The following is a 15,363-nucleotide window of genomic DNA, read 5'->3' as shown; positions in this document are numbered from 1 at the left end:
ACGGTCCTTAGAGGCGATGGTGAGTTGGGTAGGTGTCGTTCAGGGGTGCGGCGCTCGTCGACTTGATGAAGCGGGCCACCACGAAACCGGTAAGGAAGGTCGCGACCGCAACCGCCACGGGCGCGCGCCGAGCGAACGCTTCCGCATCCTCATAAAATTCTGAGAAGCTGCGTTCCTCGATCGAGGAGCCCAGATGTTCGAGACCATCAGCGGCACTGTCGAAGAAGGCACGGATGTTCGGTTGTGCCTCGAACGTCTTGCTCGACTCCCGCACGGACTTGGCGAGGTCAGTCACGGACCGTGCGGCGTCACCTTTGCGCTGGTCGATGTAGTCCGTGGCGTGTGAGCGCGCAGACTCGACAAAGCTGCGCCCGCGCTCCGCTGCGACATCCGCGATTCCCTCGACATCGCCGCGTAGGGCCTTCCAGTCGGCCGTCTGGTTCGCCGGCTCCGCGCCCATGGGGCCTGTAGGTTGGTTTGCGGTCACGGGGATACTCCTCGGCACGAGTGAAAAAGAACTGGCATTTGCGACGGTTAAACAGCAGCGGAAGAGACAGGGTTCCGCTCGCGGACAGCGCGTCTCGACCGAGGCTTAACCCGATCCGCGCCAGCCTCCGTTCAGCCACCCGTCGGTAAGCCGCAGAAGCTTGACCGCTGGACGGTCGGTGAGGTGTGAGGTTTGCAAAGTCGCGCGCTGGAATGCGACAGGACGCATTTGGAAGCGGGTTTGTTTGCCGTGAACCCCACGCATTCAGGTCTTGACCCAGGTCCATCGAACGCGCTTGGCTACACCGACGGATCGCGCTCGGCTTCCGCGCGTTCACCCAATGTATCATTCTGGTCGCGCGCAATTCTGCGCGGGACCCGTGAGGACCGGAGCCGGCTTCGTGGCACGTCTCGTCATCGTATCGAACCGCGTTGCAATCCCCGAGGAAGGGGGAAAAGCCGTTGCGGCGGGTGGCCTCGCGGTCGCCGTCAAGGAGGCGTTCACCGCTTACGAAGGTCTCTGGTTCGGCTGGAGCGGCAATGTCGTCGAGAACCCCTCCAGCGAGCCGACTCTGATCGATCGGGGGCATATCAGTTACGCCGTGGTCGATCTGTCACCGCAGGATCATCGGGAATATTACAGCGGGTTCGCCAACCGGGCCCTCTGGCCGATCATGCATTACCGCCTCGGTCTCGGAGCTTTCTCGCGGTCCGATTATGCCGGCTACCAGCGCGTGAACCGCATCTTCGCCCGAGCCCTCGCAAACCTCGTGGAACCCGACGACATCATCTGGGTGCACGACTACCACCTGTTGCCCCTGGCCTCCGAGCTCCGTGGTCTCGGCATCGCCAATCCAATCGGGTATTTCCATCACATCCCGTGGCCGGCGGCTGACGTATTCAACACGCTTCCCGCCAGCGGAGACCTCCTGCGCGGCATCGCCGATTATGACCTGATCGGCCTGCAAACCGATCCGGATGTGCACAACCTGACGCGCAACCTGATCGACGAATTGCGAGCGATCCCCCTCGGTGGCGGCTCCTTGATGGTGGACGGGCGCCGCACGCGCATTCGCAGCTTCCCGATCGGAATCGATGTGGCCGGCTTCAAGGAAGCGGCCGAGAATGCCGGGTCCAACCGCACCGTGCGTGAGACCATGGCGGGTTTGCGGACACGCAAACTTCTGATCGGCGTCGATCGGCTCGATTATTCGAAGGGTGTGCCCGAGCGAATGGAGGCGGTGGACCGGTTCTTCGCTTCGAACCCGGACCAGCGCGGGAACGTGGTCTATCTTCAGATCACCCCGAAATCGCGTACCGAAGTTCCGGAATACGAGGATCTCAGCCGCGAGGTGAATGAGACCGTCGGGCACATCAACGGGACCCTGGGCGAACCGAACTGGACGCCGATCCAGTATGTTACCAAGGCCTATCCCCGTCCCGTCCTGGCGGGTCTCTATCGTGCGGCGCGGGTCGGCCTCGTTACACCGATGCGAGACGGCATGAATCTGGTCGCCAAGGAATACGTCGTCGCACAGACCGAAGAGGATCCCGGCGTCCTCGTCCTGTCGAAGTTTGCCGGCTCGGCGCGGCAGTTGCCCGAAGCGCTTCTCGTCAATCCCTACGACCGCTTCGAGGTCGCCGAGGCGATCCGCACGGCGCTCTACATGCCGCGTGGTGAGCGCCTCGAACGCTGGAAGCCCATGGTCGAGCGCATGACGCGCGAGGACGTGGATTGGTGGGCGCGCAACTTCATGGCCGAACTCGAGAATTTTCGAACGATCGAGCGGGAGCCACCCCGTACTGCAGCCGCTGCGGAATGATCTGTCAGCGTCGCTTGGCGGCGCCTAAACCCGGGACGACATCAGCTACTTGATCGCAACTGACCACATGATCGGCGTCGATGACGGCGTGCCGGCGCCGCTTGGCGCGCATTTCGACGGGCGCGGTGTCAACTTCGCGCTGTTTTCGCAGAATGCCACGGCCGTCGATCTGTGCCTGTTCGATCAGGGGGAGCGCCATGAAACCCGGAGGATCCGCCTACCCTGCCGCACGGACGACGTTTGGCACGGCTACCTGCGCGGCGTATTCCCGGGCCAACTCTACGGCTACCGCGTCCATGGTCCCTGGGATCCGGCCCAGGGGCACCGCTTCAACCCTGCCAAACTGTTGCTCGACCCCTATGCCCGCGACATCCAGGGGCGCATCCGCTGGCACGACTCCCTGTATGGCCATCGCCGCGGCCTGCAGCGTGCTGACCAGATCGACCGGCGCGATAGTGCCGCCTTCATGCCACGCGGCATCGTCACGCCGCCGGAGGTGCCTGATCTTGCGGTGAGCCCGGTCCGTCGACCCTTGTCCCAGACGGTGATCTACGAGGCGCACGTCAAGGCCCTGACGCAGACACACCCGGACGTGCCGGAAGCGGCACGCGGCACTTATGCAGCACTCGCCCATCCGGCGATCATCGAGCATCTTCTGAAGTTGGGCGTCACCGCCATTGAGCTCCTGCCGATCCAATCCTTCGCCGACGACCGCTTCCTCGTCGACCAGGGCCTCGTGAACTTCTGGGGATACTCACCGCTGAACTACTTCGCTGCCGATCCGCGCTACCGTGGGCCGGCCGGAATCGGTGGTCTGCGCGCGGCCATCCGGGAGCTTGCCGCCGCTGAGATCGAGGTGATCCTCGACGTCGTCTACAATCATACGGCGGAGGCCGATCACGCCGGCCCGACCCTATCGTTTCGCGGCATCGACAACGCCAGCTACTACAAGCTCAAACCGGACAACCGTCGCGAAGAGATCGACTGCACGGGCTGTGGCAACACACTCGACCTTGACCATCCGCGCGTCATGCAGATGGTGCTCGACTCTCTGCGGCACTGGGTGACGGCCTACGGCGTCGCCGGTTTCCGCTTCGATCTGGCGACAAGTCTCGGTCGCAACCCCCATGATTTCTGCCCCAAGGCCGCCTTCTTCCAGGCCGTCGCGCAGGATCCCGTTCTTGCCCCTGTGAAGATGATCGCCGAGCCCTGGGACATCGGCGCCGGGGGTTACCAGCTCGGTGGCTATCCCCGCGGCTGGAGCGAGTGGAACGATCAGTTCCGCGACAGCATCCGAGGCTTCTGGCGCGGCGATCGTGGCACCCTGGCCAAGGTCACGCAGGGGCTCTCGGGTTCACGTGAAATTTTTGCGGCCTCCGGGCGGTGGCCCCTGTCGAGTATCAACTTCGCTGCCTCCCATGACGGCTTCACGCTGGCGGACGTCGTGGCCTATGGAGAGAAGCACAATCTTGCCAATGGCGAGGACAATCGCGACGGGCATGGACACAACCTCTCGCGCAATTACGGCGTCGAGGGGGACACCACCGATCCCGTCGTCCTCAACCTGCGAGCCCGCCAGAAGCGCAATCTCCTGGCTACGGTGTTCCTGGCGCAAGGCGTGCCGATGCTGCTCATGGGCGATGAGCGCTCGCGGAGCCAGCGCGGCAACAACAACGCTTACGCCCAGGACAATGCCATCAGCTGGATGGACTGGGAGAACGATCCGGATCTCAGCCTCGCGACCTTTGTCGGCAACCTGACGCGTCTCCGCCGCGAGCAACCCGCCCTACGTCGGCGCGACTATCTCACAGGCGCTCTGGTCGATGATGGGCCTCTCCGAGACGTTCACTGGCTCGCCCCGGGGGGGACTGAGATGGACGATGGAGACTGGGCGGATTCCGACCGGCAAGCCTTCGGTATGCAGATCGGCAATGATCTGCCGCAGGCGGATCGCCTGCTCATCCTCATCAATGCGGCCGAACAGCCCTGCGATTTTACCCTGGCACCGATCATCGGAGGCCCTTGGACGCTTGTTTTCGACACGACGAAACAGACCGGTTCTGTGCCGGCCGGACAGGCCCTGTTTCCACCCGGCGCGGGCGTTCGCCTCGATGCACAAGCGATCTACGTGCTGCGCGCGAGGCCGGCCTCGGCTTATCGGGGATAAGCAGAGAGCAGGTTGAGACCCCGGCCGGGCCTCGAACGGGGTTCACCCCGTCGATCCCTCGGAACGCAGTTCATGTCGCGCTTGTTCGAGGAACTCCTCGCGTTCAGCATCCGAAAGGGGCAGCAAAGGGCATTCGAAGGTCGGGTGGTCGTCGGCGCCGGCAGCGTCCCAGCAACGCTCTCCGTGACTCTTTCGTGCGAAGTTCAGCTTGGCCCTCGCCAGGACCAGCACCGCATCAGCTTCTTTCATCTTTGACCCTGCAGCGCGGGGAACCGCTCCAACCCGCATGAGGCAAGAGTCAGACCGAGCCGGGATCGGCTCCGAGGAGTCGGTGCGGCGCACAAAACTCTTCCGGCCAGTGGTTGTCGCCGCCAAACCACGCCTTACCTCGACGGTGATCCCGCAGGGAACAACATGGTGCGCGCCGGCTTCTGCAAGGTGCGACGGACACTCACGTCCCCAAGACGAATTCAGCAGACGGATGATGGTGGCTTGATGCGGCGCGCCCACAGCATGGCTTTCGGCAGCGAAGTGGTGAAGGACGGAGTTCGCTTCGCGTTCTGGGCCCCGACGGCTCAAGAGGTGAGCTTGGTCCTCGACGGAGCGGACCATCCGATGCCGGACGGCAAGGAAGGTTGGCGCCGGCTCACCGTTGCAGGAGCCGGCGGCGGTGCACGCTACGGCTATCGCATCGACGGCGACCTGATCGTACCGGATCCGGCATCACGGTTTCAGCCAGAAGACGTCTCAGGTCTCAGCGAGGTGATCGATCCGCGCAGTTACGATTGGGCCGACGCCACTTGGACCGGACGCCCCTGGGAGGAGGTCGTGCTTTACGAACTCCATATCGGGACGGCGACGCCAGAAGGCACTTACGCAGCGCTGGAAGGTAAGCTCGAGGACCTGCGCGACCTCGGAATAACCGCCATTGAATTGCTGCCGCTCGCGGACTTCAAGGGTACGCGCAACTGGGGCTACGACGGAGTCCTGCCCTACGCGCCGGACAGCGTTTACGGTCGACCAGACGACTTGAAGCGCCTCATCGACAAGGCGCACACCCTTGGGCTGATGGTCTTCCTGGATGCAGTCTACAACCACTTTGGCCCAGCCGGGAATTACCTGAACGCTTACGCCAAGACTTTTTTTACAGAGCGACATCAGACGCCCTGGGGCGCCGGGATCAACTACGACGGCGAGACCAGCGGGCGAGTTGTCCGCGATTTCTTCATCGAGAATTCATTGTATTGGCTCGAGGAATTTCATTTTGATGGTCTGCGCTTTGATGCAGTCCATGCGATCCTCGACGATTCTGAAAAGCACTTCATCGGAGAGCTCGCCGAAACCATCCGCGCGAGACTGCCGGACCGCCACATTCACCTTGTCCTTGAGAACGAGGCGAACCAGGCACGCTGGCTCGAGCGCGATACGCAGGGGCAGGCGATCCAGCACAATGCGCAATGGGCCGACGACCTGCACCATTGCTGGCACGTGCTCCTCACCGGCGAAGATGCCGGCTACTATGCGAGCTTCGCTGACAGGCCAGTCGAGCATTTGTCCCGCTGCTTGTCGGAAGGTTTTGCCTATCAGGGCGAGCCCTTCCCGACCCTGGATAACCATCCTCGCGGCGAGCCGTCCTCCCATTTGCCGCCGTCAGCCTTCGTCACGTTCCTGCAGAACCACGATCAGGTCGGAAACCGGGCGCTGGGTGAGCGGCTGAGCGCTCTCTCTGATCCGAAGAAGCTTTCGCTCGCCCGGGCCGGGCTGCTCCTTAGCCCGCAGATCCCGATGCTGTGGATGGGCGAGGAGTGGTCGTCGACCGCGCCCTTCCTCTTCTTCGTGGACTTTGCACCGGACCAGGAGCTGAACAAGGCTGTTCGCGAGGGACGCCGCCGGGAGTTCAAGAGCTTCGCAGCCTTCGCCGACGATACGTCGGTGATCCCAGATCCTACTGAAGCGAAGACGTTTACAGATTCACGGATCGACTGGGCCGAGCGCTCGGAGGCGGCTCACCGCGCGGTGCTGGCGGACACGCGCAATCTGCTTCAGATCCGGCACCAGAGCGTGGTTCCCCTGACGAAGACCCGATATGTCGGCGCACGGTCGACCTTACCGCGGCCCGACGTCGTCGACTGCACCTGGACCTATGCGGGCGGCTGGCTGCGTTTCGTCGCCAATGTCGGCAACGCCGATTTCACCGTCGAGCGCGGTGGCGGCCAGGTCATCTGGTCGAGCGGTTCGGGCAACGGATCAATCCAACTTCCGTCTTGGACGGGTGTCTTTCTGACGGGTGTGAATCGATGAGCCGCGACCTCGAACGCCTCGCCGACCTCCTCGGCGTCGCCGCCGGCTATACCGATGCCTTCGGGCAGCCCGTAGAGACCGCTCTCGAAGTTCGGCGTGGGATGATCGCTGCCCTCGGTTTTGCCGTCGAAACCGACACGGACATCGCCGCGAGCCTCGCCGAGGTTGCGGCCGTGCGAAGCGGGCTCATCCCGCCGCTTCTGCCGGCCGAGGCCCGTCGCGCCACCACTGTCCCGATTCAGGTGGCAGGCGCCAGTGGGACATTGTCCTGGCGTTTGGTCGACGAGCGAGGACATCACCGCGAGGGTCGTGTCGCGGTCACGGGCTCCAGCTTCGAGTTGCCACCGCTTACCCCAGGCTATCATCGCCTCTCCGTCACCCTCGGTGAACGTCGTTCGGATTCCTGGGTGATCTCGGCGCCGCAGCGCTGCTGGCGCCCGCGGGCCTATGCGGATGAAGGCGCCCGCGACTGGGGTCTCGCGGCACAGCTCTACGGCCTGCGTTCGCCCGATAACCTCGGGATTGGCTCTTACGCCGATGCGGGGCGGGCGGCGCGGGATGCGGGCCTGCGCGGCGCGTCCTTCCTGGGCCTCAGCCCCGTCCACGCGCTGTTCGCCACCGATCGCACGAAGATCTCGCCCTACTCGCCGTCGTCACGGCTCTTCCTCGAAATCCTCTTCATCGAGCCCGGTGTCCTGCCGGGCTTCGTGGGCTCGAAGGCGGCGGCACTCCTGGCCTCCATGGAAGATCGGGTGGAGAGTCTGCGCGAGGCCAAGCTCGTCGAGCATGCCGGCATCTGGGCCGTGCTGTCGCCCGTGCTGCAGGCCCTCTGGCAGGAATCTGCGGCGCGCGCCGGGATGGATGCGGACTTTGCCGCCTTCCGAGCCGCCGGCGGGGAGGACCTTGAAGCGCACGGCACCTTCGAGGCGCTCGCCGAGCACTATCAGGCACAGGGCGCCCAGTGGCTCGGCGACTGGCCGGAGGAGATGCGCCGCAACGGAACGCAAGCCGTGCGCGCCTTCGCCGAGGCCCATGCCGAGACCGTGACCTATCACATCTGGCTGCAGTACCTTGCGGACCGCCAGCTGGAAGACGCGTCCAACACCGCGCTCGCCACCGGTATGCGCCTCGGACTCTACCGCGACCTCGCCGTCGGCGCCGATCGGGGCGGCTCGGAAATCTGGTCGCATCCCGAACGGTTCGCCAACGGTGTCTCCATCGGGGCGCCGCCGGACCTGTTGGCACCGAAGGGTCAGGATTGGGGCCTGCCAGCCTTCCATCCCCTCGAAATGGAGCGCGACGGGCTTGCGGCCTTCCGTGCCCTGGTGGTGGCCAACATGCGCCATGCGGGCGCGATCCGGATCGACCACGCTTTTCAGCTCGCACGCCTGTTCCTGATCCCGGTCGGGCGCTCGGCGAGGGAGGGGGCTTACGTGGCGATGCCCTTCGAGCCGATGCTCGCGGTGCTGCGCCTGGAAAGCCACCGTGCGAAGTGCCTGGTGATCGCGGAAGATCTTGGGACCGCCCCGGAAGGCTTCTCCGACGCCCTGATGCAAGCGGGCATCCTCAGCTACCGGATTCTCGCCTTCGAGCGCGAGCAGGGCGCCCGCTTCAAGCCGCCGGCGGCCTATCCTCGGGATGCCCTCACGGCCATCACCACCCACGATCTGCCGACTTTCGTCGGATGGTGGCGGGGCGTCGACACCGACACGCGCCAGGCGCTCGGGCTCTACGATTCCGAGCGCGCCGATGCGGAGCGCCGCGAGCGCGTCGAGGAGCGCACCCGTCTCACAGAAGCGCTCGCCTCGGAGCAGTTGCTGCCGAGCTACGATCCGCCCGAGGCTGCCCCGTTCGAGGCTGCGGCCCGTTATCTCGGGCGTGCGCCCTCCATGCTGACGGCAGTCCAGTATGAGGACGTCGTTTCCGAACTGTCTCAGGCCAATGTGCCGGGCTCGACGGAAGGCTACCCGAACTGGCGTCGCAAACTCGATCGCACCCTGGAAAGCATCGCCGCCCCCGGGGGACCCCTCGCCAAGCTTGCGGCCTCCCTCGCCGCCGAAGATCGCGGTCCGCGCTCGGGCGCCGCGCGCCTCGCATCGGCTCCGCCCCGATCGACCTACCGCCTCCAGTTCCATAAGGACTTCACCTTCGCGGATGCGGAGAAGATCGTCCCGTACCTCGCCAAGCTCGGCATCAGTCACGTCTACGCTTCGCCGATCCAGAAGGCCCGCCCCGGCTCGACGCACGGCTATGACATCGTCGACCACTCGACGATCAACCCGGAACTCGGCGGAGAAGAGGGCTTCGCCCGCTTCTCGGATGCGCTGCATGGGGCCGGCCTGAAGCTCCTCCTCGACATCGTGCCGAACCACATGGGCGTCGGCGGCGCCGACAATCCCTGGTGGCTCTCAGTGCTCGAATGGGGCGGGCTCTCGCCCTCGGCCGAAGCCTTCGACATCGACTGGTCGCGGCTCGGCGCCAAGAACAAGCTCGTGGTGCCGTTCCTCGGCGACCGCTACGGCGAGGCCTTGGAAAAGGGGACTCTGGAGCTGAAGTTCGATCCCGAAAAGGGCGCGTTCAGCATCTGGCACTACGAGCACGAATTTCCGATCTGCCCGCTCCAGTATCCGACGATCCTGAATCGCTCGCTCGCGGCGCTCGGCGACATCGAGGACGCGGCGGCGCTCGAGGTGTTGGGCATCTCAGAGCGCCTGCGCCTCATGGGCGAAGAGACCAGCGACGAGCGCCGTCGTGCTTTCCCGGCGGAAGCCGAAGAACTCAAGGACCGCCTCGTCGAGGCGGTCGAAGCCTCGCCGGCCATCGCGTCCGCGATCGGTCGCACGCTGAAGCTCCTCAACGGCGCCAAGGGGCACCCTGACAGCTTCGGTCCGCTGCACCGCCTTCTGGAGCAGCAATCCTATCGCCTCGCCCACTGGCGGATCGCTGCGAGCGACATCAATTACCGCCGGTTCTTCGACGTGAACGGCCTCGCCGGCCTGCGTGTCGAGAAATCCGACGTGTTCCAGCGCTCGCACGAGACGATCTTCCGCCACATCGAAGCCGGGCGCATCGATGGTCTACGCATCGACCACATCGATGGTCTCGCCGATCCGCTCGGCTACGCGCGCGCGTTGCAGGCTGCCATCGGCCCAGGCTTCTACGTGGTGGTGGAGAAGATCCTCGAACCCGGCGAGCGCCTGCGTCCCTGGCCCGTGGCGGGCACCACCGGGTACGACGTCCTCAATCAGCTCGACGGCATCCTCGTCGATCAAGGCAAGCGCGCCGAGATCCGCAAGCTCTACGAGAGCCGGACGCAGTTCGACGAGCCGTACAAGTTCATGCTCCGGGCGGCCAAGGCCGAGATCTTGGAGATTAGTTTCGCCTCCGAGCTCGAGGTGATGACCTCGGACCTCAAGGCTGTGGCGGATGCGGACCGACGGACCCGTGACTTCTCGGTCAATGCCATTCGTCGGGCCCTGATCGAGATCATTGCCCGCTTCCCGACCTATCGCAGTTACCTGCCGGGCGACCTCGACGAAAGCGATGTCGAGGACGAGGATATCCGTCTCATCGAGACGGCGGTGAAGAAGGCCAAGCGCTGGAGTGCGTTGCCGGACCGTTCCGTGCACGACTTCGCCGCCGACGCTATGCTCGGCCGCATCGACGTGACGGGACCGGGTCGGCCGGACCCGGAGGTGATCCTGCGTTTCCGCCGCCGCTTCCAGCAGCTCACCGGTCCGGTGATGGCCAAGAGCCTGGAGGACACACTGTTCTATCGCTTCGCCGAGCTCCTCGCCTTGAACGAGGTCGGGGGCGATCCGGGCGAGTACGGCCTCGACGCGGAGCATTTCCATGCGCTTCAGGCGGCGCGGGCTCGCGACTGGCCGAACGCGATGATCACCACCGCGACCCATGACACCAAGCGCGGCGAGGATGCCCGCTCGCGCCTGCTCGCCCTGTCGGAAATCCCGCAGGATTGGGCCATTGCCTGGGACACCTGGACGAACCTCGCCCAGCCCCATCTGACGGTGATCGACAAGGAGCCGGTGCCGGACGCCAATGACCAGTGGATGTTCTTGCAGGCCATCCTCGGTGCATGGCCGCTCGAACTGCTGGAGGCGGACGATCCGACCGCGATCGAGGATTTCCGTAGTCGCCTGGACGCCTATGCCGAGAAGGCCTTGCGCGAATCAAAGCGGCGGTCGAGTTGGGTCAACGTCGACGAGGAATACGAGGGTGCGGTTCACACGCTCTTCGGCGGCCTCATCGCACCCGGGGCCGCGTTCCTGGCGCAACTGCGCCCGTTCGCGAAGCGCCTCGCCCATCTCGGCATGATCGCCGGTTTGGGACGAACGGTACTGAAGGTGACCCTGCCGGGCCTGCCTGACACGTACCAGGGCACCGAGTTCTGGGATTTCTCGTTCGTAGACCCCGACAACCGCCGCCCCGTGAACTACCCGGCCCTGACCAGGGCCCTTGAGGAGGGCTTGCCGACCGCCGATCTCCTGCCACACTGGACGGATGGACGCGTGAAGCAGGCGACCCTTGCTAGGCTCCTGGCAGATCGCGCCGCCCGGCCGAGCTTCTACGCCGATGCCGATTATCAATCGCTTCCGGCGTCCGGTCCGCAGGCAGGGCATGTCATCGCATTCACACGTTCGGATGCGACGACGGGCGAGGGCGATCTCGTGGTTGCGGTCCCGCGACTCGTCTCAGGTCTCATCGGTGACGCCATCTGGTCGAGTGAAGCCTTCGCCGGGACGAGCGTGGCGGTGATGCCAAGCTCAGCCTGGATCGATCTCGTCACCGGCGACGAAGTTGTTTCCGAGGACGGCCGGATCGAACTCGAACGGGCCTTCGCGCGTCTGCCCTATGCCGTCTTGAAGCGGATCCGCTGACGGCGCGCCGACACGATCGATATGGGGAAGGGATCGACCTTCCTGGACACGGCTGACCCTCCTCGGGACAGCCGCTCGCCGGCTCAGGCGGCCCCTATCGGGGCCCCGACCCGTGCACGCACAGACGAAATGGAGCTCGCATGAACGCACCCAGCCCCGCAACGACCGCCGCCCAGCGGACCGCAGCCGGTCAGGTGCCGCTTCCCGCTACCCTCGCGCCCCGCGCCGAGGGGCCGCGCATCTACAACCTCTTCCCACTTCTCGTCGGACGCGTGTCTGCCTGGACCGCCGAATTGCCGAGGATCGCTGCCCTCGGCTTCGACTGGGTCTATCTCAATCCCTTCCACCAGACCGGTGGATCGCGCAGCCTCTACGCCGTGGCCGATCCGGACCGCCTGGACGAGCGCTTCCGCGACCAGGACGGCACTTCGGACGATGAGCAGATTCGACGTTTCTGCGCCGCCGCCGCTTCGCATGGTCTCAGTGTGATGACGGATCTCGTCATCAACCACACCGCCATGGACGGTCCGCTCGCCGCTCAACGCCCGGATCTATTTGTGCGGGATTCTGAGGGCCAGATCGAAAGCCCCTATGCGGTCGATCCGGACGATCCGTCGATCCGTACGGTTTGGGGCGACCTCGCCGAACTCGACTATCATTCTGAAGGCGCGCGCCAGGAACTCACCGCCCTCTGGTCGGGCTATGTCAACCGCCTGCAGGATCTCGGCGTGCAGGGGTTCCGCTGCGACGCCGCTTACAAGGTCCCGGCCACGGTCTGGCGCGACCTGATCGGTGCGGCCAAGGCACTGGAGCCGGATTGCCTGTTTGCGGCCGAGACCCTCGGCTGCACCTTCGAGGAAGCGCAGTCCACCGCGGGAGCCGGGTTTGACTACCTCTTCAACAGCTTCGCCTGGTGGGACCTCAAGGCCTCCTGGGCGCTCGACCAGTACGAGCGCCTGCGCGTTATCGCGCCCTCCATCGCCTTTCCCGAGAATCACGACATGGCCCGCTTGGCCGCCGACCTCGACGGCGACGCGGCCGCCATCGCCCGTCACCTGACGGCACGCTACGCCTTATCCGCCTTCTTCTCCGCTGGTGTGCTCATGCCGATCGGGTACGAGTGGGGCTACCAGCGTGCGCTGCACGTGGTCGAGACGACGCCGGAAGCACGCGAATCAAATACTGGCGTCGACATCTCGGCTTCGATCGCGGCGATCAATGCCCTGCGGGCCGAACTGCCGGCCGCCAATGTCGAGGGTGCCCAGGCGCGGATTTCGTCACCCGACGCGGCCTACACGGCTCTGCTGCGCTTCGACACCGGACACGGCGCCTCCGCGCGCAGCGCCACGCTGGTGCTGTACAATCCGACGGAGGCCTTGGTGCCGGTGGCGCCGGAAGCCCTTCTGGCCCGGACAGGTGGTATGCTCGGCGACTTCATCGATCGGACGCCGGAGGCGGAGCCCATCCAGTTTCGCCCAGGCGTTGCCCTTGCCCTGGCACCGGGAGAAGTCCGCATCCTCGCCGCGGAAAGCTCAGGCTTAAAGGCGATGCCGAAGCCGAGCACACCGACAGGTGAGGGTCGCGTCGTCATCGAGGCGGTAATGCCGGAGCTCGATGGCGGCCGGTCGGCGGTCAAGCGTGTGGTGGGCGAAAGCGTGCACGTTACCGCCGACATTTTCAGCGACGGCCACGAGATCATCGACGCCGAGATCCTGTCACGGGTTGTGAGTGAGACCGAATGGCGGTCCGACCGCCTGGTATTCATCGACAACGACCGCTGGGGCGGTCACTTCCCGCTCCTGCGCAATGCGCGCTACGAGTTCACGATCCAGGCCTGGCGAGACGGGTATTCGTCCTGGGTGCGCGACACCCTGAAGAAGCGCGATGCCGGGGTCGACGTCCGACTGGAGACCATCGAGGGTGTCGCCTTCGTTCTGGGGGCGGCCGAAAATGCGGCGGGTTCGGATCGCGGCCGCCTGAAGGCCCTCGTCGGCGACCTCGAGGCTCAGCCGTCCGGCTCGGCGAGCCAACTCGACTTGATGCTCGCACCTGCCAACGCGCATCTGATCCGCCAGCATGCCCCGCGCATCAACCTCTCGCGCTATCCGGTCAACGTGCCGGTCATCGCCGATCGTCTCGCGGCCCGTTTCTCGGCTTGGTACGAGATCTTCCCGCGTTCCCAATCAATGGACGTCAACTGCCACGGCACCTTCGACGACGTCATCCGGCGTCTGCCGGAGATCCGCGAACTTGGCTTCGACGTTCTGTATTTCACGCCGATCCATCCTGTCGGAAAAACCAACCGCAAGGGCAAGAACAATACCCTGAAGGCGCTGCCCGGGGATGTCGGCTCGGTCTACGCAGTCGGTTCGGAGGAGGGCGGACATGAGGCCGTTCATCCGGATCTCGGCACCCTCGACGACTTCCGACGTCTCGTTGCGGCGAGCCACGCCTACGGCATGGAGATCGCCCTCGATTTCGCGATCCAGTGCTCGCCGGACCATCCGTGGATCAAGAACCACCCGGAGTGGTTCGAGTGGCGTCCCGACGGCACCCTGAAGTTCGCCGAGAACCCGCCCAAAAAGTACGAGGACATTTCCAACGTCCACTTCTACGGTGGCGCGCTGCCATCCCTCTGGATCGAGCTGCGCGACATCGTCATGGGCTGGGCGGAACTGGGCGCCCGGATCTTCCGGGTCGACAATCCGCACACCAAGCCGATCCCGTTCTGGGAGTGGATAATCGCCGAGGTCAATGCCCGCTACCCCGACGTGATCTTCCTCGCTGAGGCCTTCACCCGGCCGAAGATGATGAAGAAGCTCGCCAAGGCGGGTTACCAGCAGAGCTACACCTATTTCACCTGGCGAGACACCAAGGCAGATCTGATCGCCTATTCGACCGAGTTGGCGGGAGAGATGGGCGACTATTATCGTCCCAACTTCTTCGCCAACACGCCCGACATCAACCCGATCTACCTGCAGACCAGCGGACGGGCGGGCTTCGTCGTACGTGCAACCCTCGCCGCTACGCTGTCGAGCGTCTGGGGCATCTACAACGGCTTCGAGATGTGTGAGGCCGAGCCTTACCCGGGCAAAGAAGAATACCTCAACTCCGAGAAGTACGAGCTGAAGGCCTGGGATTACCACCGACCCGGCAACATCCGTGACCACATCATCAAGCTCAATCAGATCCGGCGCGACAACCCGGCCCTGTGGGACTTCCGCAACGTCATCTTCACCGGCGCCTATAACGACCAGATCATCGGCTACGCCAAGGTGACGCCGGAGGGAGACAACTGCATCTTCGTGCTGGTCAACCTCGATCCGCGCAACCGGCAGGAATGCACCTACGAGGTGCCGTTGTGGCTGCTCGGCCAGCCCGATGACGGGGCTGTCGAGGTCGAGGACCTGCTGCTCGGCTACAAGTTCGAGCTACGTGGGAAATCACACCGCATCGCCCTCGATCCTGCGGAGCGCTCGGCGGTGATCTGGCGCCTTCGCGCCCCGAGCCGGGTTGCGTAAGCCGCGTGCCCGTGTCAGCAAAAAACCCGGCGGCCCAGGCGGGCCGTCGTCGTGTCGCCCGATTGTCGGCGCCTACCCAGCCGACGGACGCCGTACTCGCCAGTCTCATTGCTGAGAGTGGTACGGATGCCCCGGACACGCCCTTGAACTCGACGCATGAGGCAACG

At 64.8% G+C, this 15,363-nt stretch carries 7 protein-coding genes; 6 read left to right on the top strand and 1 reads right to left on the bottom strand.

The features are described from left to right. Positions 1 to 7: 7 nt before the first annotated feature. On the bottom strand, positions 8 to 460 hold the full coding sequence (locus ASF58_RS16825; RefSeq protein ID WP_244477379.1) for a hypothetical protein: 453 nt from the start codon (positions 458 to 460) through the stop codon (positions 8 to 10). Positions 461 to 887: 427 nt separating this feature from the next. On the opposite strand from ASF58_RS16825, the gene ASF58_RS16820 reads away from it, so the two are divergent. The 6 genes from ASF58_RS16820 to ASF58_RS16795 all read left to right on the top strand — a co-directional run bounded on the left by ASF58_RS16820 (position 888) and on the right by ASF58_RS16795 (position 15,196). Beyond that, positions 888 to 2,309 (top strand): trehalose-6-phosphate synthase, encoded by a 1,422-nt coding sequence (locus tag ASF58_RS16820; RefSeq protein ID WP_055954941.1) that lies wholly within the window; start codon positions 888 to 890, stop codon positions 2,307 to 2,309. Between the two features lie 67 nt (positions 2,310 to 2,376). Further along, positions 2,377 to 4,476 carry a glycogen debranching protein GlgX gene (gene glgX / locus ASF58_RS16815; RefSeq protein WP_055954938.1) on the top strand — a complete coding sequence of 700 codons (2,100 nt, stop codon included), beginning with the start codon at positions 2,377 to 2,379 and terminating at the stop codon, positions 4,474 to 4,476. Between the two features lie 72 nt (positions 4,477 to 4,548). Beyond that, entirely contained in the window at positions 4,549 to 4,731 is a 183-nt protein-coding gene (locus tag ASF58_RS16810; RefSeq protein ID WP_055954934.1) for a hypothetical protein, read from the top strand. A 240-nt stretch (positions 4,732 to 4,971) separates the two neighbouring features. After that, complete coding sequence (gene treZ, locus ASF58_RS16805; protein ID WP_055954931.1) at positions 4,972 to 6,777, top strand: malto-oligosyltrehalose trehalohydrolase; 1,806 nt, start codon at positions 4,972 to 4,974, stop codon at positions 6,775 to 6,777. After that, a complete protein-coding gene (locus tag ASF58_RS16800; protein ID WP_055954928.1) occupies positions 6,774 to 11,675 on the top strand; it encodes a malto-oligosyltrehalose synthase in 4,902 nt (1,633 codons plus the stop codon). The genes treZ and ASF58_RS16800 overlap by 4 nt, the downstream gene beginning before the upstream one ends. A 140-nt stretch (positions 11,676 to 11,815) precedes the next feature. Next, positions 11,816 to 15,196 carry a maltotransferase domain-containing protein gene (locus ASF58_RS16795; RefSeq protein ID WP_055954925.1) on the top strand — a complete coding sequence of 1,127 codons (3,381 nt, stop codon included), beginning with the start codon at positions 11,816 to 11,818 and terminating at the stop codon, positions 15,194 to 15,196. The last annotated feature ends 167 nt before the right edge of the window (positions 15,197 to 15,363 follow it).

Origin of the sequence: Methylobacterium sp. Leaf125, from assembly GCF_001423085.1 — a bacterium.
Lineage (GTDB): Bacteria > Pseudomonadota > Alphaproteobacteria > Rhizobiales > Beijerinckiaceae > Methylobacterium.
This window is presented reverse-complemented; position numbering and strand designations above follow the sequence as displayed.

Bases quoted from the DNA above. Each gene is read 5' to 3' on its own strand.
- ASF58_RS16825 (WP_244477379.1), bottom strand. From the start codon at position 460: ATGGGCGCGGAGCCGGCGAACCAGACGGCCGACTGGAAGGCCCTACGC.
- ASF58_RS16795 (WP_055954925.1), top strand. From the start codon at position 11,816: ATGAACGCACCCAGCCCCGCAACGACCGCCGCCCAGCGGACCGCAGCC.
- glgX (WP_055954938.1), top strand. From the start codon at position 2,377: ATGATCGGCGTCGATGACGGCGTGCCGGCGCCGCTTGGCGCGCATTTC.
- ASF58_RS16800 (WP_055954928.1), top strand. From the start codon at position 6,774: ATGAGCCGCGACCTCGAACGCCTCGCCGACCTCCTCGGCGTCGCCGCC.
- treZ (WP_055954931.1), top strand. From the start codon at position 4,972: ATGCGGCGCGCCCACAGCATGGCTTTCGGCAGCGAAGTGGTGAAGGAC.
- ASF58_RS16810 (WP_055954934.1), top strand. From the start codon at position 4,549: ATGTCGCGCTTGTTCGAGGAACTCCTCGCGTTCAGCATCCGAAAGGGG.